Raw genomic sequence first — 23,199 nt, 5'->3', positions numbered from 1 at the left:
GATATGGAATACAGTGAATTACAGGTGACTTCTAATTTCAGCTTTCTAAGGGGGGCTTCCCATCCCCATGAACTGGTGGATCAGGCAGCTGCTTTCGGCTATAAAAAGGTAGCCATTACTGATCGCAATACGGTGGCAGGCATTGTTCGTGCACACGCTGCAGCTAAAGAAAAAAACATTCAGATCATTCCCGCCTGTCGCCTGGATTTACTGGATGGGCCAAGTTTACTGGCTTATCCTACGGACAAAGATGCTTATTGCAGACTTTCGGCTTTATTAACGGTTGGGAATCTGCGTGCGGAAAAAGGTTCCTGCCATTTGAATAAGGCGGATGTTTATGAACACGCTGAAGGGATGTTGTTTACCGTTGTGATGCCTGGTGTGCTGAACCGTCATTTCAATTTTGAGGATTCCTTTGTTAAGGATTTTGAGGAATATGGGGAAGCTTTGGGTAAGCAGTTATACCTTTCTGCAACACGTACGTACCTGGGTAATGATGATAAGTTGATCTTTCGCATCCAGCAGTTATCTGCTAGGTTTGGAATACCTGTTGTAGCCACCGGTGATGTGCATTACCACAATCCTTCCAGAAGGGAATTACAGGATGTGCTGACCTGTGTGAGAGAAAAGTGTACCATCAAGGAGGCTGGTTTCAGGTTGCATCAGAATGCGGAACGTTATATGAAACCGATTGCCGAAATGCACCGCTTGTTCCGTAATTATCCCGAAGCGATCCGCAATACGATGCACATCACTGAGGCATGTGCTTTCGCACTGGATGAACTGAAATATGTATATCCGGAGGAGATCAACAAAAGCGGTCGTTCGCCATTGGAAGAGCTGGAATACCTGTGTTTTAAAGGCGCACATGCATTTTATGGGGAGGTTATCCCGGAAAAAGTATTGAACATGATTGCCCATGAAATGGACTTTGTGCGGAAGATGGATTATGCGAATTACTTCCTTTTTGTGGAAGACATTGTCCGCGAAGCGAGAAGCCGAGGCATTTTATGCCAGGGAAGGGGATCAGCGGCCAATTCAGCAATTTGTTTCTGTCTGGGTGTAACCTCAGTAGACCCTATGAAGTTCGACTTGCTTTTCGAGCGTTTTATTTCTTCGGACAGGAATGAACCGCCCGATATTGATGTGGACTTTGAGCATGAACGTCGGGAGGAAATCATGCAGTACATTTATACCAAGTATGGCCGTGACCGTGCAGCGATTGTGGCGACGGTAACACAGCTGCACCAGAAAGGTGCTTTGCGAGATGTGGGCAAGGCCATGGGTTTATCTGTGGATACCATTAACAGGTTATCCAGTTCAGTATGGGAGTTTACAGACGAATGGTTTGAGGGCAAGCGTGTGACTGAACAGGATTTGAATCCCCGGGATCCGCATTTGATGAAGACCTTGCAACTGACCGCGCAGATGATGGGTTTCCCCAGACAATTGGGCCAGCATACCGGTGGTTTTGTGGTGACCAATGGGAAGCTGACTGATCTCTGTCCGATCCTGAATGCGCGTATGGAAGACCGTACGAATATTGAGTGGAACAAGGACGATATTGATGCTTTGGGTTTTCTGAAAGTGGATGTATTGGCTTTGGGTATGCTGACTTGTATCCGCAAGGCTTTTGACTTGTGCAAAGCGCATTATGGTTTAGATCTGACCCTGGCCAATATCCCTCAGGATGATCCGGAGGTCTATGATATGATTAGTGCTGCGGATACACTGGGGGTATTCCAGATTGAAAGCAGGGCACAGATGTCCATGCTGCCCAGGTTAAGGCCCAAATGTTTTTATGATTTGGTGATTGAGGTTGCCATTGTCAGGCCTGGCCCCATACAGGGAGATATGGTGCATCCTTATTTGAGGAGACGTAATGGTGATGAACTTGTGGAATACCCTTCCGCTGAATTAAAAGAAATTTTAGAAAGAACCTATGGTGTGCCGCTATTTCAGGAACAGGCAATGAAAATTGCCATTGTAGCCGCAGGATTTACACCCGCCGAAGCAGATGGACTGCGTCGCAGTATGGCCACTTTTAAGTATACCGGAACGGTTAATTTGTATGAACAGAGGCTGGTCGAGGGGATGATGAAAAAGGGATATACCGAGGAGTTTGCCAAACGGATTTTCAGGCAGTTGGAGGGTTTTGGGAGTTATGGTTTCCCCGAAAGTCATGCGGCAAGTTTTGCTTTGCTGGTTTATGTGTCCTGCTGGCTGAAACACTACTATCCGGATGCCTTCGCTACAGCCTTGCTCAATAGTATGCCAATGGGCTTTTACCAGCCTGCGCAGATTGTAATTGATGCACAAAAACATGGTGTGGAGGTTCGGCCAGTTGATATCAATTATTCTACATGGGATAATTTGCTGGAAGAAAAATCAGGGAAGTATTGTGCGATCCGTTTGGGTTTCCGGCAGATTAAAGGTTTAGGGCAGGAGGAGATGGATGTTTTGGTGAATTGCAGGGGAAATGAGTACAGGACAGTTACGGCCTTACGTGATGCAGGAATAGCGATTAATACACTGGAAAGACTGGCAGATGCTGATGCTTTCCGCTCGATTGGGTTGGACCGCAGAAAAGCATTATGGGAGGTTTCTGCCTTGCAGGATATGCCAGTGGTGATTTTTAAAGGGCAACCCTCAGAAAGTATGTTGGAGGCACAGGTGGAATTGCCGTTGATGAGCAAAGGAGAACATGTGGTTCAGGATTATGCTACCGTAGGCTTATCGTTAAAAGCACACCCGGTGAGCTTTGTGCGATCACAACTGGAGATGCTGCGCATCTTGTCCTGCCATCAGATCAATAAGGAGGCGCAGAACGGACAATTGGTGAAGGTTGCCGGGCTCGTGCTGGTTCGACAACGACCGGGAACTGCCGGTGGGGTATGTTTTATTACCATTGAGGATGAGACTGGCTTTAGCAATCTGGTGGTATTTGAAAAGTTTTTTGATACCTACCGGAAAGAGATTTTGCATTCCAGGCTGTTGATGGTGGAGGGGCGTTTGCAGCGGGAAGGAGAGGTGGTTCATGTCATTGTGAGCAAATGCGTGGATTTGACTAAACTGATGGGTAAATTGGTGCAGCGGGAGCAAGAGGATTTGCCAGTACTTACAACGGTTCCCGGGGAAGTTCCAAAGGGAACCTTTTATGGGGGAAGGAATTTTAAATAATTCAATTATGTATCTTTAAACAAACAATCTCTTTGATCATTACCTTTCTGATAATCTTAAAGCAATTATAGAAGATTAAGGATTACCGGAAGGTTTATTGAGATTGAAAAATACTTGAACCGCCAATTTTGGATCATTTAACAAAAAACACTTAGCACTTGTATATTCGAATTAAAAACCTCTCTAAATGACAAAGCCAAATTTTGATAAGTCGGAAACTTGTGGTAGCATTAAATTGCCTCTATCCAGCCGCGGTGAGGATCTTGAGACTATCTCAAGAAACAAATTGTCGTTGCTTTTTGATACCCGATATTTTGAGATTAGGCATGAACTTCAGAGAGGGTTTGCTGTTCAACTCAAGTCTACTGGATCAGTTAGAGTGAACAGGAACAGTTCAATTTCCTACCCAATAGAGGTAAGCAATATCAATTACTCAGTTATTCTTTTGTTGCTTATTTTTTGTAATTAATTGATTTTAAAATAGTTAATATTTGTGTATCGAAAAATAAGTTCTGTATGTTAGATTTCTATTTATTAGCCGATAATCAGAATATGCCGAACTATCCAGAAGAAGAGGAATGTAAATTAATAGGCAGTATAGATGATCAAATTTTTGACAGACTAAAAGTAAAGAAGATCATTCCTGAAAGGTTTGACTACCATTCGGACTTTAGATGGGACACATCTTTAATACGGCAAATCAGGGTGAATATTCAAAAGCATACTGTTAATGATAGCGATATACAATCCTTATTGCTATTACTGGATACGGCCAAATCGTATGATAGCGGACTAGTCGCCTATGCTGACTGATGTCATACTTTGTTTATTTCTTAGGCTCTAAGCTGGCTCGTATTTCCTTTACTAGGGTTGCCATCTCCAAGGTTGGCCAGTATGCCAAGCATTTTTACCTCGGGGTTCCTTGACCTGAGGAAGAGCTCATAATTGACTTCGGAAATTCGGACCAGTTCATAGTTGTATTTGAAATTGAGTGCAATTGATGAGCTGAGTAAAGTGGTAACTGCCGCCCCAAAATCATCTGACGCCACAGATATTAAATAAAAAGATAAAGCCATTGCCGATGCAATTATTAACCCGGCTGTTGAGGCTGCTAAAGCCAAAGACAAAATCCCTGACTGGAAAACAATAGCCGCATCGGTAACGCAAAAGCATGATGCCACAACTGCCGACCGGACTGTTACCAGAGTGAAACTGTTTTTTTACTACGGTAAGGACTGGAAAGCTTTTGCCTCAGCAATTGTAAACTACACCGAGAAATATGAAGATACAGCCAACCTGGCTACCATAAATACCAATGCCAACTTTGTATTAGAGTATAGTGCAGACAAAGAGGAGCTTGCCAAAGCATTGGCATGGAGTAAAAAGCTTGTTGAAAAGGAATCCGATAATGCGGATTATAAAAAGACCTATGAGGCATTGAAGGAGAAACTGTAATAAAGATCCTTCCGCCACCCTTGCGGATTGTTAGTTAATAGAGGATCAGGGAATGGTTAGCCCTGATCTGGCCATACCAATTTGGTTTAACACTATTTAGGCTGAGTGCTGTGTTGATCTGGATGGATGCACAGCATTCATAAACTTAGGGAGTTTTGTGAATTAGGTTAGAACAGTCGGAAGAAATATACGGCTGTTCTTTTTTATTTTAAACTGTTTATCCATTCCCTGATCAATTTAATTCCTTCTTTATGAGGAAGGGTCCTTGCAAGCTCAGGCATAGCAGTGCCCGGCTCTGTGCTATTCATTCTGTAAGCTAAAATAGAATGGGTAGCATCGCCAGGTATAATATCATAATTAAGCCCGCCAGCTCCACCTCCGGCCGAAACCGGGGCTTTTCTGATCCCTAAATGATTGGGGTTGGTTTGCTCATATTCTAGAAACAGACCTGTATTATAGGCGTCGCCTCCTTTGGTATGACAGTGGGCACAGTTTATATCAAGGTATGCTCTTGCGCGTTGTTCCAGACTGTAATGCTTAGCATCGGCCCAGTTCGGTAATTGAGCAACCGCTCCCGTATCTGGCAATCCTTTAAGTACTCCTTTTGCTGCCCATGCCTTAAGTTGATTGGTACTTTGTCCGACAAGGGTAATGTTAAGGTTTCTGGCTTTTGGACCAATAGGGATTAACACATCATTTTTAATGTGGCAACGCTTGCAATCATTGGTGTTTGGTACCTGGTAATTTGTAAAGAGTTTATTGCCATCATTATCCAATAAGATAATCGGGATTTTTGCTCCGGTAATGTGTTTGATGGCCTCTGTTTGTTCTTTGTTCCACAGATAATTCATCACCTTCCAGTTCTTATCGGAAGGGTCTTTAACCAGTAGCCTTGTTTCGATCATTATTTTCTGATGATTGACATTGGTATAAGCAAAGTTTTTAACGATGATGGTTGAGTCAGGGAATTCAAGCGCACCCTGTGCCGTGTACTTCATTGCAGTACCTTTTGGTAAAACAATGAAGCGGTCTTTAACGGCATAATCTGTAAAGAGAGCGGTACTGATATCATAATGCAAAACCCCTTCATTGGGATCAAGATCCTTTAGTTTGTTTTTAAAGAAACCATAATCAGATAGTTTTTCTTTAAATACAAAGCCACTGTTTTGCACAGCCTGGCCGGTTTTGTTTTTACAACCCTGCTCACTTAAAATGGAAAGTGAAATACTGAAAAGGAGGAGAAACCCCAAAAGATAAGTTTTACGCATTGATACTGATTTTTACTTGCAGATATAAGGGGTAATGTTTGTGTTTGGTTTCCAGTTTTTAGGATTGCTGATGTTTAAAAAGTCGGCATTTACAAATAGGTTGTCGCCCGTTTGCTTTATGCAAATAGAATCCGGATTAACTGCTGTACCCTTGGTTAAGATATTGCTCGAGATGCCATCGTACATAATGAAAGGGATACGTTTGTTTTTTCTTGCCGGATCACTGGCATTTAACTGCTGTTCAACGGCTACTAATATTTTTCCAATACGGTGCTCATAGGCTGGCTGCGGAAAGGCGGGGCCCATTTCAATAGTATTGTTGTGAATATTGATGTTTTTTGAAATGGGAAAGTAATTGTCGTTTATTTTCTCGGCAGCTTTTTCATCAACTGCAAAGCCCGAAGCAATGGTTATTGAGGATGAATTGTTGTTAATGATCCGGTTGTTATAGATCTCAATATCTGATGCCGCCAATATAATAATACCGCTTCCGGGTGAGGCATTACCCACACCCCATGAGGTGCCAAAGCTGCCTGCCTTTGCAAAGTTTCTGAAATTATTATCGTGGATGTAATTGTTGTAGGCTTTAACATGGCCGCCTTTCTTTGAAAGATCCGGTAAGTCGAATACCAGAAAGCCCGCGGTGTTGTTATAAAATTCATTGTCGTAAACCTGGGCATTAGATGTGTTCTCGATTTCACAGCCTGCAACATTTTTTGCTGCTTTACATTTTCTTACCACTGCACTATCCGTTTGACCAACATAAATGCCTGCATCTGACGAGCCCTCTGTATAACAGTTTTCTATCAATACATTTTTGCACATTACAGGGTAAATGGCATAGCCACCGCTGGTTGAGTCGGCTTTACTCCAAACCGCATGGAGGTTGGTAATGGTAACATCCCGGCTCTTGTTAATCTTTAGCAGATCGCCTTTAGAATCGCGAATGGTCATGCCATCAATCACAAAGCCTTTTACATCTGTTACCCTGATCCCTTCGCCGCCCTGGCTTTGTTCTTTAAAGTCGAGAATAGTTTTGTCATGGCCATCGCCCTGTATCATGATGTGGTTCACCTGTGCAATGCTCAGGTTGTCGAATTTATAGGTGCCCTGCTTCAATAAAATTTGTGTGCTGTCTTTTATCGACAGGAAAGCTTCGGCAATTTTCTGTTCTTCGCCAGGTTTAAAGGTTAACCTGGTTTTGTAGTTTCCCGCTTGCGTTGATTTGTTTCCTGTGCAGGAAAACAAAGAAAGGGTAACAAGAAGGGCAATTAGTAATGATGGGATGGTTTTCATATTAAAGGATATTATATGCATAAGTTACATAATAGACCGCGCCAATATTTGGGTTGGCAACGCCGGTTGAATAGTATTTGTTGGTAATGTTTGTAGCACCCAGCCTTATGCCGGAACGTGCTTTGATAAGTTTGTAACTTACCTGGGCATCTATAACTGCTGAACTGGGAACCCTGCCCTCAGCTAAGCCACCCGAAACAACATAGAAATAGCCGGGCTTGTAACGTAGGGTAGTGCCAAACGACCATTCTTGCTTTTTGCCGAAACCGCTGTTGCCAAATTCCATGTTAACGTGGTAATGAGGCGTGTTAAAGTTGTTTACCTGGCTGTTGTTTTTGTTCTTAATGTTGTCTGAAAAGTAGTTGACCTTAGCCAAAAAGTTATGCGACAGGTCTACACTTACACTGGCAGCGTAGCCATAAGTGTTTACGGTTTGTCCGCCATTAAAAGCAATATTGTACTGTACATATGTACTATGATCTTTAAAAGCAGTTACATCATCGGTTCCCGGAGTATTTGCCACATTGGCGTAGCCGATAAAGTTTTTCCAGGTAGAGAAATAGCCCAATACATCAAACATTACTCTTTTGCCAATTAAAGCTGCATAACCAAGCTCAAAGGCATTTACAGATTGCGGTTTAATGTCATTGTATTCAAATTTCTTTAATACGGAGGCATCGCCTGATTGCTGATAAGCGGATACACTTTCAAGTGTATATGGCGGAAACTGATTGAAATGGTAATTGTCATTTAACAGCAAAGAAGAGCCTCCTGAGGAGTAGCTGTTATATCCGTTAAGTGTGTTTTGCAATGCCTGAATGTTTGATGGAAAGCTATACGCATTTTGATAAGAGAAGCGGATAAAGTTTTCTTTAACGGGCTCATACACTGCCGAAGCTCTTGAGGTTACTTTAGGAGAAGAGAAAAGCGTGTTCTTGTCGTACCGGAAAGAGGTACTTAGGCTTAACCTGTCGGCTGCCAGTTTTTTTGCCAGTTGAATGTAGGCACTGTATTCTTTTACATTGATTGGTTTATCCTTATCAGGGAATAATGTGTTTTTACTGTTCAGGCTGTATAAGCGCCAGTTAACGCCGGCAATTACACTCATGAACTTAACCTTATCGGTAAAATTGTATTGAGCTTCTGCATTGTAGAGCTTACTGCGATCCAGAAATAAGGTGCCTCCTTCGGAAATAGGTGTATTGGAAATCTTTTCTTTAAGGGCGTTGAATTCCGGGGTGCCTAATTGTGCGCGACCCTGATCTGCAAATGCGCGGGCAGCTAAATGTGCATCATTTAAGCTGGCCCCTCCGGCAAGGGAAGCGAGTAAAGCACCGGTATATTCCGGATACCATCCTCCTGTAGCACCATCATAACTCGTTTTCCATCCTTCGTTGATGTACTGAGCGGTTGGGCCGGCAATTATGGTTCTTCCGGAATTTTCTGAAGTGGTATATGCGCGGACAAACCAATTGTCGCTTTTTAATTCTGCGCGGTATTGGCCAACTTTAAAGGCCTTAAGCTGGTAGCGGGTATCGTTGGTGTATACGATGTTTCCTGTACCGTATGTGCCCGACATGATTGCCTCTAGTTTGGGATTTATTTTATACCTGAACTCGGCATTTACTTTGAATAATTTTGCCTTGTTATCCAGATATCCATACTCCGGATATCCTGTTCTGGCCACGTAGTTAGGTTTGGCCAGTAAAGGTTCAATAAGGGGAGCCAGGGAAGGATCGCCTGCTAATGCCCCCTCTAAGAACGGATTAATATCTGTACTTGTAGCTCCACCATAATAGTTTACGCCATTATAATTTGGATCTGTAAACCTGCTGCCAGGGCCATTTTTATTGGTGCTGTCGGTAGCCACCCAATCGTTTGCCTGTGTATATTGAGAGTTAATTTTAAAAGCCAGTTTCTCGTTGATCTTTGTGGCATAGCGGATTGCCCAATCATAATATGGTGATGCACCTACAGGGTCATAACTGCCGCTGTTTTTAATGTGGTTTACTCCCTGTGTGATCAGCACGCTTAAACCCTGGTATTTAAATGGGTCTTTACCGGTCATTACCATGGTGCCATTTAAGCCCCTTGAACCGTAAAGTGCAGATGATGCACCCGAGAGTACTTCAATGTTGTCAACATCAAGTTGAGTTAAGCTGATGGCCGAACCCAGAGGGAAATTGAGCCCCGGTGCCTGGTTGTCCATCCCATCCACAATTTGTGTGAAATTGGTATTTCCGCTGGTGTTAAACCCTCTTGTAGAGATGCTGGTAAAGCCAATACTGGAAACGGTTACATCAACTCCTTTTAAACCCTGGATCATATCCATGTAGTTTAGCTGAGGGGAATTGCTGATGTCTTTACTGCTGAGCTGCTCTATGGTTACCGGAGAGGAGAGCTTTTTTTGTACCACCCTACTGGCCGAAACCACTACCTCTTGCCCAAGTATAGATGTGGGGTTAATGGTGATATCGAGCGCGGCAGAGGTACTTTGCACATCAACTTCTTTAGTTTCAAAACCGATAGAAGAGATGACAAGTATGATGGGTAATTTCTTTTTAATGGTCAGTTGAAACCTGCCCCTGTCATCAGAATAAGTTCCTTCCGAAGAATTCTTTACATGAATGGATACAGCCGGTACGGCCTCCTGTGTGGCGCTGTTTTTAATCGTTCCTTTGATAACCTGAGCGTTTAGGTTGGCAAATAAAAAATGAAAAGGGATCAATAAAAATAGTCTGGTTACTTTCATTGTGTTTGGTTTTGGTTAGTGCAATATAGATTGCAAAACCATCTGCATACAATGATTAGAACGTGTTTGGGACGAAATAGGGCTATAATGGGGTGAATGGGAACGTAGAGGTAGTACTGCTGAGGTATTGCTCAAATTGTTTTTGATGTGATGCTGAAACAGGAATCTGCAAGTCGGGCAATGGATCGAACTGAAGCACATAGCCTTTATGTGTTTTCTTTGAAGAAGAAACGGTTTTTATATTGATGGTATATGACCTGTGTACCCTTATTAAACCGGAATAGCTGCAGGTTGACTCAATCTTTTTTAATGTGGTACGGATAAGCTCTGTTTTAACTTCACCACCCAATAGGTAATGAACATCTACATAGTTGTCTTCAGATTTAAAGAACAATACATTGTTCGGGTGAAGGGTTAATATGATTTTTCCGTTCTCATCTCCGATCAGCAGGTTATCTGAAAGTGCTTTGTGTTCTGTTGCTACCAATGAAAGGTTGTGTGCCAGTTTGTATTGCTGTGCGCCAAATAAAATCAGTAATGAAATTACATAAGGGGGGATGGCAATAAGTATGGTATAATTGAACGTGTCGAGATAATTGCTTACAGACAGGTCGGGATGATTGTTGAGCAGCCAGTCGCAACCCATAATGCCAAAGGTTAAGATCAGTATTTCACCAAGAAACCAGAAGAAATATTGCCCGTAGGTAAGGTATTCGATACGCAGCCATTTCCGCAATCCAAATTGGGTGAGCAGGAGTGTGAATGTTCCGGCAAGTGAAAAGATGCTAAAGATTTTGAACAAGTCAAATTTGCTTGCATCCTCATACCACCTGTTGATGTTAAAAGGCACAAAGGTGTACATGAAAAGCAAGCTGATTACAGTAACCAGGCTAATAAATATTATTTTATTAACGGATGAGTTAAGTATAAGGAAACGTTGATCCAGTGCACTCTTAAGTACAGTGTAATTGACGGAAAGCGGTGTAGTTCTTGCCATACAACGGTATGCTTAATATTTGGTAATGAAATTTAAGCATTTATTGTGGAACTTCCTTCAGGTCTGATTTTTTTAACCAACCTTTTGTAACCTGCCCATCACTGTCGGTAAGTGTAACATAGATAAAGTTGCCCTGTTCATCAATTACCTCAAATTTTGATTTGACCCATAGTCCTAAGATACCTTTTCTGGGAGCATCATTATTTGGAGAATCATGAAAATAAAGTGTGGTTTTAGGGACTCTGTATTTTTTGCCCTCACTAAATATAACAGGTTCCTCTGGTCCTTCTTTAGGTTGTGTAACAGGAGGAGGAGTAGGCTTAGATGTATTTGCCGCGGTTTGGCGTTCAAACTCTTTTTTTAAGCTATCCTGATTGGCTTGTTGTGCCGCGGTATCTAAAATAATAGGTTTGATTTCCTCGGTGGTGTCAGGAATTATTTCTTCTGCCTGATGGGTGGTGTCTTGATGGACTATACTGCTGGAATCGGTAACCAGATCTTTTTTCGGTTCAAGATTTTTAAAAAACAAAGCATATGCTGAAAGAATACCCAGCATTAAAATGGCCATGATCATTAAAACAAATACTGGCTTTGCAACACGAACTCCTGATGAGGGTGCTGCAGTAACTGCGCTTGCTACTGTGGCCGCTGGTTTTGCAGCAGTTGCAGATACATTACTATGGCTATGGTGCAATACGGCATCCTGCAATTCCATTCCATTAGAGAATCTGTTTTCAGGTCGCTTCTCTAAACATTTCCTGATCACATCAAGTAGCCATGCAGGTACATTCATTTCTCGTGCCTTCACATCGTCAGACCAGTTTTCCGGCAATTGAGCTCTTCGCAGTGCTAATATGTCGGGCACCTGCTTTTCCATATGGGCAAGCATCACTGAGTTACGCGCTGATTCTCCTTTGTTGATCAATGGGAAAGGAACTGTACCGGCCAGAAGCTCATAGAGTATTATACCATAGCTATACACGTCGGTTTGGAAGAACATTTCGCCGTCATGCTGTTCCGGAGCCATAAACTCAACTGCACCCGCATGTCGCACACTGCTGCGGCGCTGCTCGTCGGACATGATTGCCAGGCCAAAGTCGAGCAGGATGTAATTCCCTGTATCCGTATTAAATTTTACATTATTGCTTTTTATATCCCCATGCTTAACCCCAACTCTATGGCAATGCGTAAGGGCATTTGCCAGCTGTTCGGCAAGTTTAATGGTCTCTCTGATTGTAAAAATTGGAGCGTGTGGTGATTTAAGCAGTTCTTCCAAATCTGGTCCTTCGATGTATTCCATTTCAATAAATGGGAAAGAGCCACTTTCGGTTAAGCCCGAATTAAGGATCTTAACTACATTTGGATTTGGTACTTCATTTACCTTTTTTAGTTTTTCAACCTCATTCTTGAAATTCCTGAAATTTCTATCGTCCGTATTTTCAGTATGAATAGGAGTTGGCAATATCTTTACCGCAGTAATAATGGCACCCATCCTTTTACCCTTGTAAACAGAACCCTGCCCACCTGTACGTAGGGCGCCCATGTTCTCTAATCCTTCTGTTATGGTAAATACTTTGCTCATAGTGTCTTTGTTGTTTTATTAAAATTCAGGAACATCATTAATCAATCCGTCCTTTGTTTTTTTAGTCGTTTTTGGTTTGATCGTATCCTTTTTAGCCGCCGGAACAGTTTGTAAGGTATCCGGATTCACTGTTGTAACTTTCTTGCCAGGTTCAGTTTTTGAACTGCTTTTTACTGGCAGTATTGGTTTACTTACAACGTTAGTGCTGTCTGTTTCAGTACCCTTACGTTGATTTAAGACCAAATTTATTCCAAATGTAGCTAAACAAATAAATAATATAATTCCGCCAATAAGAAATGCTTTTGCTTTGCCTCCTTTTTCGTACTTCTGAACCAAATCGGTTAGTCGTTCATTCTCGGCTTTCAGTTCATTTATTATTGTTGTAACCTGTTCGTTGTTAAGGATGTCCTGATTGCTATTGCTAACCGCTTCATACAGACCAACTCCATCGTGGAATCTTTTCTCCGGATTTTTCTCTAGGCATTTTTCAATAATCTGGAGTAACCAGGCCGGAGCCATCATTTCATGGGCTTTCTTTTCTTCTGACCATTCTACCGGTAAGCGGTTTTTACGGAGCTCCATCACATCAGGGATCTGCTTTTCGATATGTGAAAGCATCACCATATTTCGGGATGTTTCTGTTTTATTGATCAACGGAAAGGGGACCGTTCCGGCTAAAAGTTCATAAAGAATAATGCCGTAACTGTAAATATCAGATTGAAAAAGCATTTTGCCATCGTGCTGCTCAGGAGCCATAAACTCTACTGCACCTGCATGACGTAAACTGGAACGACGCTGTTCATCAGACATTACCGCCAAACCAAAATCAAGCAGTATATAGTTACCAGTATCCGTATTGAATTTGATATTGTTACTTTTAATATCGCCATGTTTAACACCTACTTTATGGCAATGCGCAAGGGCATTGGCCAGGTGATCGGCCAGCTTGATGGTTTCTCTTATGGTAAATATCGGGCTATGTGGTGGTTTCAGCAAGTCTTCCAGATCCGGGCCCTCTATGTATTCCATTTCTATAAAAGGAAGAGAGCCGCTTTCGGTAAGACCTGAGTTTAATATTTTGACCACATTGGGACTTGGATCTTCATTAACTTTTTTTAGTTTTTCTACTTCGTTTTGGAAATCCCTGAAATTCTTGTCCTCAGTGCTCTCTGCGTGGATAGGTGTAGGCAATAGTTTTACAGCCGAAAGAATGGCGCCCATTCTCTTACCCTTATATACAGATCCTTGTCCGCCGGTGCGTAGTGCACCCATATTTTCCAATCCTTCTGTTATAGTAAATACTTTTGCCATTTGTTTATAATTACTGATTAGAATGATAACTGAATTCTAAAACAGCTGATTCTCCTAAAATTATCTGATCTCCTTCTTGCAGTGCGTGCCCCAGTTCTGTGAAGGTAAGTTTTACAGAATTATGCTCCTTTACAGACCTTATTTTTACTTTATTTCGGGGAGGCACACCACCATCATCAGCAAAAAGCATAAAAGCTGCAGCATCATTATTCCATTCTATATGGGCATGTTGCCTGCTTATGTATTTGTTGCATTCATTTGTGCTGGAATCTGGAAAGGCAATGTTATTAACCCTGATAAAGCCGTCGCTATCCTGTGCCTGTTTTTCCCTGCCAATATTAATCTTGCCATCAGAAGAAGAGAGGGTATATTCGGCTTTCTCGGCCTCACCACTTAAAATTCTTATGTATGCTGTTCCTGATTTTTGTACTGCTGCATGTTCAGGTGTTTTTATGTAAAGGGCCACTTCCAGATTAGGCATTTTTATGGCTTGCTGAGGTAGCTCGTCCACAAAAACAGTTTCCATTGTCCAGGTTTTGGGAAGGTCTATTGCAAAATCATCAGCTATTCTTTGTACCTCATTTTTGAAATGATGCTCCTCTTCGGCAAAAACCGCCGATTCATACATGTATTTTTCTACAGGTATACAGGCAATGTAGAGCTGGAAACCTTTAATGTGTTTTCCTTCTCCGCCTTCCATTTTTTGTAGTTCCTGCTTAATGAAAACAAGTATAGCCTCCCTGATGGCTTTAACATCCTGTGGCTTTTCTGAGGTATTTTTACTAAATAGGTTAAACATGTTTTATCCTTTCTTTAACTAGTTGATGCTATCTTTTTTTACTACTATGTTTTCTTTTATAACAGGTTTTGCAACAGGCGGTTTAAAATCTTTGATATATCCAAGATCCAATAATGCTGGTACAACGTGTTTTCCGGCAAGTTGTACCGCTTTACTTGAGCCCCTGGTAGATTCTATACGAATACAAACAACAACGTGACCGGGACCTGATTTTTTGGGCGCAAAGAACACATACCAGCCGTCATTAATTCGCTCTTTTTTCCAGATCCTTTCTGGTGTTCCTGTTTTACCTGCTACAGTAATGCCCAATGTATACCGCTTATTGGCACTCTGCTTAAGCATGTAATCTGTAAGCAAAGCCGCGTATTGCGGGTCATTGGCCAACTTAATACCTGGCTTAACTTTAGTTGTAGAATCGCTGATCTTTAAAACATAACGATTAGCAACTAATGTGCCCTTATTAGCCACCCCGGATATTAGCCTTGCAACAGAGGCGGGGGTAGCAATTAACTCGCCCTGCCCCCAGGCCATCCCGGAAATACCTTTAGCCCTGGTGCGACGTATATTTGATGGATCATATCTCGGCTTAGTATTAAACTCAGTTTTACGCCAAAGATTCATCCACTTGTTCTCTTGTTTTGCATTACTGGTGTCCTTATCAAAGTAATAACCACCAACGCCTCTAAGGAACATTCCGGTTTTCATATATAAAGCGGCCATGTTTTCCTGCAAATGCTCTTCATTAGCTAATTTAATAAAATAAACATTGTTTGAGTTTACAATTGCACGCTCCAATGTAATATTTCCTGTTTCATCCGGTTCTATACCTTTGGTTCTGATCCTTTCATAGGAACTTACTGTAAAAGATCTTTTGGCTGCATTAATGCCCAGTTTGTTAAAGGCAGCCATTGCTGTTAAAACCTTAGCGGTAGAGCCTGGCTGTGTTGCGTAGGTAAACCCAAGATCTGCATTGGTATACCAGCCGGAAAGCTTGTTCTGTTCGTTGGTAGTCATGTTTAACAGCTCCCAATCCTTAACTGGAGGTAAGGGATAAACTGATGAAGCAAGTACATCGCCCGTTGAATCTTCCATGATTACCACGGAAACCCTGCTTTTTCTTAGTGAGGTATCCAAACCAACAGAATGCTGGATGGTTGACTGTAAACGTGCATCTATGGTGAGCTTAACATCTCTGTTTCTTTTTTTGAACGATTCAACCTCATTGCTGTTGATTCCTGCCAGTAGTAAAGGAGCCAGGGCGGCATAATCTCTTTTGCTTACCGTCATCTCTTTTACCCCTCTCGGCAGAAAGCGGTCTTCACGGTATTTATTCGCTTTTGTATTGAAGGAGGTAATAGGTGTATGGAAGCCTCTAAGCTCTGCTGCATGTTCATACTCGGCAAAATACCCGTTTGTGCTACCGTTAAATACTCCCGTGTTTGCATCACCTATCCAGAAAAAGGTTTGCTCTTCGAAAGGATAATACCTGTCGACCCGTTTATGCATGGCCGAATCGAGATTATAGCTAATGCCAGATGTTCTTAACGTGTCTGCCTGTTTCCTGACAAAGTCAGGATTACTTGTTGCAAGAACCCTTCCTTTTCTGTCGTATAACTGGCCCGCTTCTAATTTGTTCATTAAAATTGCAATGCGGGGATTATAGCTAAACATGCGTAAACCACTTCTATCGGCTACAAGCGATGGCTGTACTACCCATTTTTTATTATTGGCAATATATCTTGATATGGTGATGGTTAACAGAAGAACGGCGATACTGGCAGATAAAAGTGCCGGTACAAGGTTCTTATCTTGCTGTTTGGTAATAAATGCCATCTGTACATCTGTGCCTCTGATTAAAGAAACGGAAAGCAAAATGCCGGCTGCCATCATATTTGCTACCAGTGATGACCCACCATAGCTGATAAACGGTAATGCAACACCTGATAGGGGCAATGCTCCTGTAGAACCACCGGCAATGAGCAGGAACTGCACAAACATACTTATCCCAATACCTGCGCAGAGATAAAATAGAAATGGAGTGCCCGTTTGCCGGCCTATAATTATTGACCTGTTTAAGAAAATCAGGAACAACACAAATATGCTCACTATACCTGTCCACCCGAATTCTTCGCCTATGGCTGGCAATATCATGTCGGTGTGCGCCTCTGGTATTGTTTTGGCAAAACCTTCGCCTACACCCTGACCGGTTAAGCCACCACCAGACATAGCCCAAATGCCGTTTGCTACCTGGTCTCCGCCATAGACTTCGTTATTCCATGGGTCTTGCCATATAGATTTACGTTCTGTAAGCCGGTTAACAGGCCCCGGGATGAGTTTGTCGAGATAAGGAACCTGATCTATCAATAAGAAACCCGCGATGATCATGATGACCATTATTGCCGATTCGCTGGTCTGTTTTTTATTGATCAGCATGGCCAGGCCAATCAATACAACGGTAACCAGACTGGCTATCCAGATGTTCAAAAACCAGACAGTTAATGTGTAAGTAATGATGGCAATGAGCATCATCATGAAATCGCCACGCGAGAAAGAAAACAGTATGATAAATGTAAAACACACCACCATTGCAGGGCCCAGATCGCCCAGAACCAGGTACATCAGGATAGCGATGCCCATTGCCACAAGTGCGAATGAGAAGAAATACCATCTTTTTTGCCAGCTGCGGTATTCGGTGATAAAACGCTCGTTACTGGCAAAAAAGCCTGCAAGAAATAAAATGATGGCATATTTTACGATCTCACTGGGTTGTACACCAAACAGGTTTACTTTTACACCACTGCCCTCGGGGCCATTTCCGAAAATGATGGTTAAGGCCAGTAGCGCCAGTGCCAGCCCCGCCCATTGCCACCCGTTTGCTTTTCCTGAGTTTTTATTAAGCACAAGCATCCGGTAAAACCTGGAGTCGACATTAAACTTCCGGAATTTAATGAGCATTAATATAATGATGGCGAAAACGCCCATGCCAAAAAAAACAAGGGTATCTTTTGCTAAAAAACGATCTCGTAATGGATCCTGTAAACTGAGTAAGGCTATAAACGAGAACCCCGTCATTAGCATAATGATGGGTAAAATAAGCTGATCTGCCTGAGGAAACTTAACGCTTAGCAGGAAATGTAACAGGAAAAATCCTGCAAAAAAACTTCCGGTAATGATCCAGAACCATTTATTAAATTCATCAGGAGTACGTACTATCAGCGATTTTTCTTTCTTTAAGATTTTAAAATCCCTTGCAGAAAAAAGCCGGATAGTATGTTGTGTTTGCTTAAACGTAAACGAAGCATCTTTTTGAAGTTCCTGTATGCCCTGTGATCTTCCGAATTGAAAGCCGGGTTTTAGGGGTAACAGCTCAAAGGCTTTGTCTTCAGGTAAATTTAAAAATGCAAAATTCCCGTTGGCATCTGTTCGGACATATGATATTAATCCCGCTGATTTTACTTCTACCTCATCATCAACATAAGCACTGTCCTGAGGAACTATCATTTGTAGTTTTATCAGAACGCCGGATACGGCTTTATTGGCAGTATCTATAATCTTACCCGATATGCTATGGACCCCTAGTTTAAGGTCGGTTTGAGCAGGTAACTGAGGAGGCCGGTTTCTTTCCTGGGTAAAACGCAAAGAGTCGTCGCCGGTATACCCAAGTAATGCGCGCGAGTCGCTAGCTCTTTTTTTGAAATTTTGTCCTCCAGAGGCAAAAGCATAATCCGCCTCAACAAAGAATTTGCTTTTATTCAGCTCCCCAACGTTATCAAGCGGCTCTTTAAAAGACTTAACGCCTTTTGCAACAGTTTGTTCTATTAGGTTTACGTCTTTTTTGTCTTCAAAATAGTACCCCTTTTCAAGTAAGGTTTTTATGAGTTCACCTGGATTTTTAGCATTCAGGTTCATCATGGTTCCATTGTCCAAACGGAAACCCACGTCGGCAAAATTGCGCTGTAAGGTATTGAAAAGTGTAAAGAATAATGATCCTAACACGATGGTTATCAGTATAATAAAAGCACGTTCTATTTTCCTGCTCTCCATACTAATGACTTCCAGTGGTTGGTAATGAATCTGTTTTAAAAGAACTGGCAGGTATTTTTCCCTGGATATACATGTTCTGAGGCAAATTATAAGTAGCTTCTATGGAATTAACACAGTTGTTGAACCGTACATTTTTTAGCTGCAGTACATTGTTTTGGGATAATATGGCCGTATGGAAGTTTTCAAATGTGATGTTCTCTAAAAACACATACTTACTGATTGGTTTAATAGACACAGCACTGCCTTTATATGCTGAATCACTTCTGATGATAATAGGCGTTTTAGCAATGATGAAAAGCGTATCCTTATTAAAATGTATATCCTCATTAAGTATAATTGGCGATTTGAACAGGGAATCGGAAATGATTAGCGTGTTCCCAACCAATTTGTTAATCGTGTCCTGAAGTTTTGCTTCCTGCTCATTACGGACAGGTTGCAAAGCTGTCAGCTTTTGCTGCTTGATGGCATTTGAACGGACGTTATTTTGCCATAGCAGATAAAGTGCGAATGCCAGAAAAACAATGCAGAGTACAGACAACAGTGTTACCAAACCCTTATTGTTTTTTTGTACCACAGGAATAGCAACAGGAGTAATCTCTTTTTGCACCGTAACCTCTTTAGGGGCAGCATGGGTTATTGAAGGCTGGTGATTTACAATAGATTTTGGGCTTTTTACTTTTACTGCAGGTTTTGTTGCCTCATGTACCAGTGATTGTTTACCATTTTTAACCAAAACAACAGTTATATTGTCGCGTCCACCATTATTGTTAGCTGCTTGTATAAGCTCAGCTCCTTTTTCCTGTAAAGTGGTCTTTTTGGTCAGAATGTCTGTAATGCCTTGTCTGTTAACCATGTCGGAAAGGCCATCACTACAAAGCAATAACAAATCACCAGGAAGGAAAGGGGATTGGCCGGTTTCTATATAATCGTCCTGTGCTGCTATTTTTGCACCAAAACCCAAAGCTTTATTAATCTCGTTACGTTTGGGATGGCTCATGGCCTGTTCTTCGGTAAGGCGTCCGCTATCTTCCATGAAGCCTACAAAAGATTGATCTTTTGATATTTTAACCAATGATCCGTCGCGAAGTAAGTACAGCCGCGTATCACCAACATGCGCGTAATAGAGCAGGTTTTTTTGAAGATCGATAACTGCCAGTGTAAGTACACAGGCCATGTTTTCATGTTCCTTAACTTTTTGTTTTTCGGCCATTATCTGTCCATCGGCAGCAATAATAGCATCCTTCATCAGCGAAGGCAAGTCTTTACGCTGACTGTTCAGGTGTTGTAAAATTGACTGTCTGGCAATCGCCGAAGCAATTTCGCCTCCAGAATAACCCCCAACCCCATCTATCACACAGGCAATAACCAGATCGTTAGCTGCCGTAGTTTCGGCAATAAAGGTATCTTCATTATTATCTCTTACTTTTCCTGTATCGGTTAGTCCAAAGTAATTTCTATCCATTTTATTTGGGCGAATTTTTAATGTCTCTAAAATGTGCGATCAATAAAATGATGCATATAATGAATAACGCTATAGATAAGATATGCGACATATATCAGGATTTAAATATGTTAACACCAATAATTCCGTTCAATATAAGTCGAGAGTTAACAGGTAGTTCAGACCATTTAGGTCCGGTAATGTCACTTCTTTCAATTAGATTCTCGTTTAAAATGGTCTTTTCACCAAAAGAGGCTACATAGAACTTATCTTCGGGTCTGTTGTATCTTATTTTAAGATGAGGCGTATTTACCCACTCAGACGGAATCCTGAAAATATGATTTTCTTCCCTTGTTTCCTCGTTTCCGGAAACCACTATATCGTCTGCTTTCATCAGGTATTCTAATTTTTGTCCGGAGTAAGCTTTATCTGGAATAGTAGTTTCAAAACGTGCCAACACCACTCTTTGGCTATCATTTATTGTCTTTTCTTCAGGTTTCTGTATATCTACATAAGGGATCTCATAGTATCCTTCGCTGTAAAATATAAAGTCTTTTAGAATATCATTGTTTATGTCGAATGTTTGGGCCAGCCCTGTTTGCCGTGGTATAAAGGTAACTCTAAGATTTTCTTCTTTTTGCGTGCTGTCTGGCAATAATTTTCCTATAAAACTAATATCTCCAGGTTTATAATCCGGGTGAGATACAAATCTGAATACCCATTTATTACTTGACGGTTCTACCTTTTTACCATCTGCAACCTGTTTGTTTAATATTTCATAAAAGTTGTCGACAGATTCCTGAGATATTAGACCAAGAATACCTTTTTTGTTATCTATAAACTCACGATAATCGTCGGGATTAAGGCATATAATAAACTCATGATAAAATACCACACGTTCCGCAAATGACAATTCTGATATGGATTTCCGAAATTCTTCGATGATATATTTATAAACCTGGTTAGGTGTAAGCGGTTTCGACTTGCCCGATGATGTGGATCCATTATTGGTTAAGAACCAGTCCTGGATGCCCATGCGTTGCCAAATAGAAGGTTTTGTACTCATTTATAATTGCTGTAGTAAATATTAGATCGAAAGATAAGGAAAAAAAACATTGCCAAATGGCCCTTCATAGATTTAACAATTACAACGATGATTTTGTGTTGGGAGTATGAAGGAGTTGGTTAACTTTGCGGGAACTTATGAAATTATCTATTTTCTGTTTGTTTAGCCCTTTCTTCTTTTTGTTTTCGGGGTTTCCGGTTTTTGCACAGCAAGATACAATTGATTGCGTTAAAGTACTTGATACTGAACCCTATTTTGTTAAGCATAAAACTGCAGAACAAGACGTAATGCTGAAACGTGATATAGAGATTTTAAAACACTGCGGTAATTTTGATAGCATTGACAATGAGTTTTTTAAAGGGTCGATATTAGGCGCTTTAATGCTGGATCAGGTAAGATTGGGGAAACCGGCTACCTACAGAACGCTGATTGAGATGTTGACCGTTTTTAGAGAGACGGCATCCTATAAAGATTTTGCTGAAGGCATGGTATTATACAGAAACCTAAAAAAGAAGAAGGTAAGTCTGGAAGAATGGGAAACAGATAAAGAGCTATTTGTAAGAATGGGTTTTACGGTTAATGACCTTGAAGATTTTAAGGTGTTTCTAAGCAAGCCGGAACATATTAAGCTTACCTATGGCGAGGCTTTAACTCAATACATGGCGGAAATTGAGGCCATGAGTATCGACAAATAAGAAAGCGGATAGTATGTAGCGTTTTTGATATATTTTACGTTTAGTGATGAAAAGGATGTTTATGTTTAAGAAAATAGCGATGCTTGTTTGCGCAGTAGGGGTAATACTGCTGGCAGCATGTGATAAAACAGATAATTCAAATTGCCAGGATAAAATTTGCGATGAAAGTTTTGCTACTTTGGTATTGAAGTTCGTAGATAAAAATGGAGAAGGAGTAGCTGTTGATAATTATAGTGCTGTAAATCAACGTACGGGCGATACTTTAAGTGTTGCGACAAGTGATATCAATTCTGAAACTGGTATTTATATTGTGGCTAGCGACCGCCATATCAGCAAACTTTCAGAAAGTGGAGATAGTGTTAAAGTTACCGGAACGTATACCAAAAGTGCACAGACCAAGTCGGCAATTATAAAGGTAAAAGGAGGGAATTGTGCCTGCCATATATCAAAAATTGATGGGCCTGAGCAAATTAAGTTTGATTAATTTGCTGGTTCGGCAAAATACTCCCTCCTTTTAGCAGACCTTATTTATCTGCTTTAATTTCTACTCGTCTATTTAAAATTCTTCCTTCTTCAGTAGAATTTGAAGTTACTGGCTGACTTTCGCCAAAACCTTTAACGGTAAAGTTAGATGCATTTAAACCTGCATTAACAAGATAAGACTTAACTGAATTCGCTCTGTCAACAGACAAAGACATGTTTCTTTCCGGTGTACCTTCTGCTGAAGAGTGTCCGTTTAAGACAAATTTAGCTGTAGGGTCCTTTTTAATTTCGGCAACGGCTTTATCTAAAATTGGGAATGAAGCCGTTTTTAACACGTCAGAGTTAAATTCAAACTGAATGTTTTTGAAGTTAAAATCTGGTTCAGGTGCAGGAGCTGGTTTTTCTGGCTCTGGCGCAGGAGTTGGTGCAGGTTTTTCTGGCTCTGGCGCAGGTGCTGGTTTCTCAACCGGAACCGGATTTGGTTTCGCTACTACTTTCTTTGTTTTACACGAATACATCGAGATTGACAAAAGTCCGATGACTGCAAGGAGCGAAATTGTTTTTGTAATTTTCATTTGAGTTTTATAAAATTTAGTTCATTTGTTATGTGCACAAAAGGTATTAATTATATCTTAAAATGCAAATAAAATAACATACTAATAACGCCAGTTATATTAAGAACGTGTGTTCTACTAAATTTATTTAAAAAATGAAGTGTTTGTGCTCATGTAAATCCGCTGATTAAACAAGTCGTATTGAACGAACTTTTGCCCCTTTATTGTCGGATTTTAGTTTGATGTTAATAGGTTGTTAAATTATTGCGTCAAACA

At 41.2% G+C, this 23,199-nt stretch carries 17 protein-coding genes; 5 read left to right on the top strand and 12 right to left on the bottom strand.

All coding sequences use genetic code 11. The features are described from left to right. The first annotated feature begins 3 nt into the window (after positions 1 to 3). Entirely contained in the window at positions 4 to 3,180 is a 3,177-nt protein-coding gene (locus AC1DDK_RS15470) for an error-prone DNA polymerase (RefSeq protein WP_288883956.1), read from the top strand. A 516-nt stretch (positions 3,181 to 3,696) separates the two neighbouring features. Continuing rightward, entirely contained in the window at positions 3,697 to 3,993 is a 297-nt protein-coding gene (locus AC1DDK_RS15465) for a hypothetical protein (protein WP_172661143.1), read from the top strand. A 20-nt stretch (positions 3,994 to 4,013) separates the two neighbouring features. Here the strand turns inward: AC1DDK_RS15465 and AC1DDK_RS15460 are convergent, their stop codons facing one another. Next, a complete protein-coding gene (locus AC1DDK_RS15460) occupies positions 4,014 to 4,256 on the bottom strand; it encodes a hypothetical protein (RefSeq protein WP_288883955.1) in 243 nt (80 codons plus the stop codon). Positions 4,257 to 4,386: 130 nt separating this feature from the next. Here AC1DDK_RS15460 and AC1DDK_RS15455 point away from each other — a divergent pair, with 130 nt between their 5' ends. Further along, positions 4,387 to 4,635, top strand: a complete 249-nt coding sequence (locus AC1DDK_RS15455; protein WP_337717382.1) for a hypothetical protein — start codon at positions 4,387 to 4,389, stop codon at positions 4,633 to 4,635. Positions 4,636 to 4,838: 203 nt separating this feature from the next. Here the strand turns inward: AC1DDK_RS15455 and AC1DDK_RS15450 are convergent, their stop codons facing one another. The 10 genes from AC1DDK_RS15450 to AC1DDK_RS15405 all read right to left on the bottom strand — a co-directional run bounded on the left by AC1DDK_RS15450 (position 4,839) and on the right by AC1DDK_RS15405 (position 21,191). Further along, positions 4,839 to 5,903: an SO2930 family diheme c-type cytochrome gene (locus AC1DDK_RS15450; RefSeq protein WP_288883953.1), complete on the bottom strand. Its 1,065-nt coding sequence runs from the start codon at positions 5,901 to 5,903 to the stop codon at positions 4,839 to 4,841. 12 nt (positions 5,904 to 5,915) lie between these two features. Further along, complete coding sequence (locus AC1DDK_RS15445) at positions 5,916 to 7,199, bottom strand: parallel beta-helix domain-containing protein (RefSeq protein ID WP_288883952.1); 1,284 nt, start codon at positions 7,197 to 7,199, stop codon at positions 5,916 to 5,918. Between the two features lies 1 nt (position 7,200). Next, the gene (locus AC1DDK_RS15440) at positions 7,201 to 9,951 is read right to left on the bottom strand and encodes a carboxypeptidase-like regulatory domain-containing protein (protein WP_288883951.1); all 2,751 of its coding nucleotides are present in this window, start codon (positions 9,949 to 9,951) and stop codon (positions 7,201 to 7,203) included. A gap of 82 nt (positions 9,952 to 10,033) precedes the next feature. Then, the gene (locus AC1DDK_RS15435; protein WP_048907188.1) at positions 10,034 to 10,948 is read right to left on the bottom strand and encodes a LytTR family DNA-binding domain-containing protein; all 915 of its coding nucleotides are present in this window, start codon (positions 10,946 to 10,948) and stop codon (positions 10,034 to 10,036) included. 40 nt (positions 10,949 to 10,988) lie between these two features. Beyond that, positions 10,989 to 12,530: a serine/threonine protein kinase gene (locus AC1DDK_RS15430; protein WP_288883950.1), complete on the bottom strand. Its 1,542-nt coding sequence runs from the start codon at positions 12,528 to 12,530 to the stop codon at positions 10,989 to 10,991. A gap of 18 nt (positions 12,531 to 12,548) precedes the next feature. Beyond that, positions 12,549 to 13,841: a serine/threonine protein kinase gene (locus AC1DDK_RS15425; protein WP_337717384.1), complete on the bottom strand. Its 1,293-nt coding sequence runs from the start codon at positions 13,839 to 13,841 to the stop codon at positions 12,549 to 12,551. Between the two features lie 10 nt (positions 13,842 to 13,851). Continuing rightward, positions 13,852 to 14,640 carry an FHA domain-containing protein gene (locus AC1DDK_RS15420; RefSeq protein WP_288884199.1) on the bottom strand — a complete coding sequence of 263 codons (789 nt, stop codon included), beginning with the start codon at positions 14,638 to 14,640 and terminating at the stop codon, positions 13,852 to 13,854. 18 nt (positions 14,641 to 14,658) lie between these two features. Further along, positions 14,659 to 18,684, bottom strand: a complete 4,026-nt coding sequence (locus AC1DDK_RS15415; protein ID WP_337717386.1) for an FtsW/RodA/SpoVE family cell cycle protein — start codon at positions 18,682 to 18,684, stop codon at positions 14,659 to 14,661. Position 18,685: 1 nt separating this feature from the next. Next, on the bottom strand, positions 18,686 to 20,146 hold the full coding sequence (locus AC1DDK_RS15410; protein WP_337717388.1) for a PP2C family protein-serine/threonine phosphatase: 1,461 nt from the start codon (positions 20,144 to 20,146) through the stop codon (positions 18,686 to 18,688). A 94-nt stretch (positions 20,147 to 20,240) separates the two neighbouring features. Beyond that, positions 20,241 to 21,191, bottom strand: a complete 951-nt coding sequence (locus AC1DDK_RS15405; protein ID WP_172661133.1) for a hypothetical protein — start codon at positions 21,189 to 21,191, stop codon at positions 20,241 to 20,243. Positions 21,192 to 21,328: 137 nt separating this feature from the next. Here AC1DDK_RS15405 and AC1DDK_RS15400 point away from each other — a divergent pair, with 137 nt between their 5' ends. Both AC1DDK_RS15400 and AC1DDK_RS15395 read left to right on the top strand, forming a co-directional pair. Beyond that, positions 21,329 to 21,886, top strand: coding sequence for a hypothetical protein (locus AC1DDK_RS15400; protein ID WP_288884194.1), 558 nt, complete (start codon positions 21,329 to 21,331; stop codon positions 21,884 to 21,886). Positions 21,887 to 21,947: 61 nt separating this feature from the next. Continuing rightward, positions 21,948 to 22,370 carry a hypothetical protein gene (locus AC1DDK_RS15395; protein ID WP_337717390.1) on the top strand — a complete coding sequence of 141 codons (423 nt, stop codon included), beginning with the start codon at positions 21,948 to 21,950 and terminating at the stop codon, positions 22,368 to 22,370. A 40-nt stretch (positions 22,371 to 22,410) separates the two neighbouring features. Here the strand turns inward: AC1DDK_RS15395 and AC1DDK_RS15390 are convergent, their stop codons facing one another. Continuing rightward, positions 22,411 to 22,944 (bottom strand): OmpA family protein, encoded by a 534-nt coding sequence (locus AC1DDK_RS15390; protein ID WP_172661130.1) that lies wholly within the window; start codon positions 22,942 to 22,944, stop codon positions 22,411 to 22,413. Between the last annotated feature and the right edge of the window lie 255 nt (positions 22,945 to 23,199).

Source organism: Pedobacter sp. 05T44 (assembly GCF_056395985.1).
The sequence above is the reverse complement of the archived record's forward strand: the minus strand, read 5'-3'. Positions and strand labels throughout refer to the sequence as shown.

What these genes read in the sequence shown, in the direction of transcription:
- AC1DDK_RS15440 (WP_288883951.1), bottom strand. Translation starts at nt 9,951, where the DNA reads ATGAAAGTAACCAGACTATTTTTATTGATCCCTTTTCATTTTTTATTT.
- AC1DDK_RS15415 (WP_337717386.1), bottom strand. Translation starts at nt 18,684, where the DNA reads ATGGAGAGCAGGAAAATAGAACGTGCTTTTATTATACTGATAACCATC.
- AC1DDK_RS15420 (WP_288884199.1), bottom strand. Translation starts at nt 14,640, where the DNA reads ATGTTTAACCTATTTAGTAAAAATACCTCAGAAAAGCCACAGGATGTT.
- AC1DDK_RS15465 (WP_172661143.1), top strand. Translation starts at nt 3,697, where the DNA reads ATGTTAGATTTCTATTTATTAGCCGATAATCAGAATATGCCGAACTAT.
- AC1DDK_RS15410 (WP_337717388.1), bottom strand. Translation starts at nt 20,146, where the DNA reads ATGGATAGAAATTACTTTGGACTAACCGATACAGGAAAAGTAAGAGAT.
- AC1DDK_RS15435 (WP_048907188.1), bottom strand. Translation starts at nt 10,948, where the DNA reads ATGGCAAGAACTACACCGCTTTCCGTCAATTACACTGTACTTAAGAGT.
- AC1DDK_RS15430 (WP_288883950.1), bottom strand. Translation starts at nt 12,530, where the DNA reads ATGAGCAAAGTATTTACCATAACAGAAGGATTAGAGAACATGGGCGCC.
- AC1DDK_RS15460 (WP_288883955.1), bottom strand. Translation starts at nt 4,256, where the DNA reads ATGGCTTTATCTTTTTATTTAATATCTGTGGCGTCAGATGATTTTGGG.
- AC1DDK_RS15445 (WP_288883952.1), bottom strand. Translation starts at nt 7,199, where the DNA reads ATGAAAACCATCCCATCATTACTAATTGCCCTTCTTGTTACCCTTTCT.
- AC1DDK_RS15405 (WP_172661133.1), bottom strand. Translation starts at nt 21,191, where the DNA reads ATGAGTACAAAACCTTCTATTTGGCAACGCATGGGCATCCAGGACTGG.
- AC1DDK_RS15390 (WP_172661130.1), bottom strand. Translation starts at nt 22,944, where the DNA reads ATGAAAATTACAAAAACAATTTCGCTCCTTGCAGTCATCGGACTTTTG.
- AC1DDK_RS15395 (WP_337717390.1), top strand. Translation starts at nt 21,948, where the DNA reads ATGTTTAAGAAAATAGCGATGCTTGTTTGCGCAGTAGGGGTAATACTG.
- AC1DDK_RS15400 (WP_288884194.1), top strand. Translation starts at nt 21,329, where the DNA reads ATGAAATTATCTATTTTCTGTTTGTTTAGCCCTTTCTTCTTTTTGTTT.
- AC1DDK_RS15470 (WP_288883956.1), top strand. Translation starts at nt 4, where the DNA reads ATGGAATACAGTGAATTACAGGTGACTTCTAATTTCAGCTTTCTAAGG.
- AC1DDK_RS15425 (WP_337717384.1), bottom strand. Translation starts at nt 13,841, where the DNA reads ATGGCAAAAGTATTTACTATAACAGAAGGATTGGAAAATATGGGTGCA.
- AC1DDK_RS15450 (WP_288883953.1), bottom strand. Translation starts at nt 5,903, where the DNA reads ATGCGTAAAACTTATCTTTTGGGGTTTCTCCTCCTTTTCAGTATTTCA.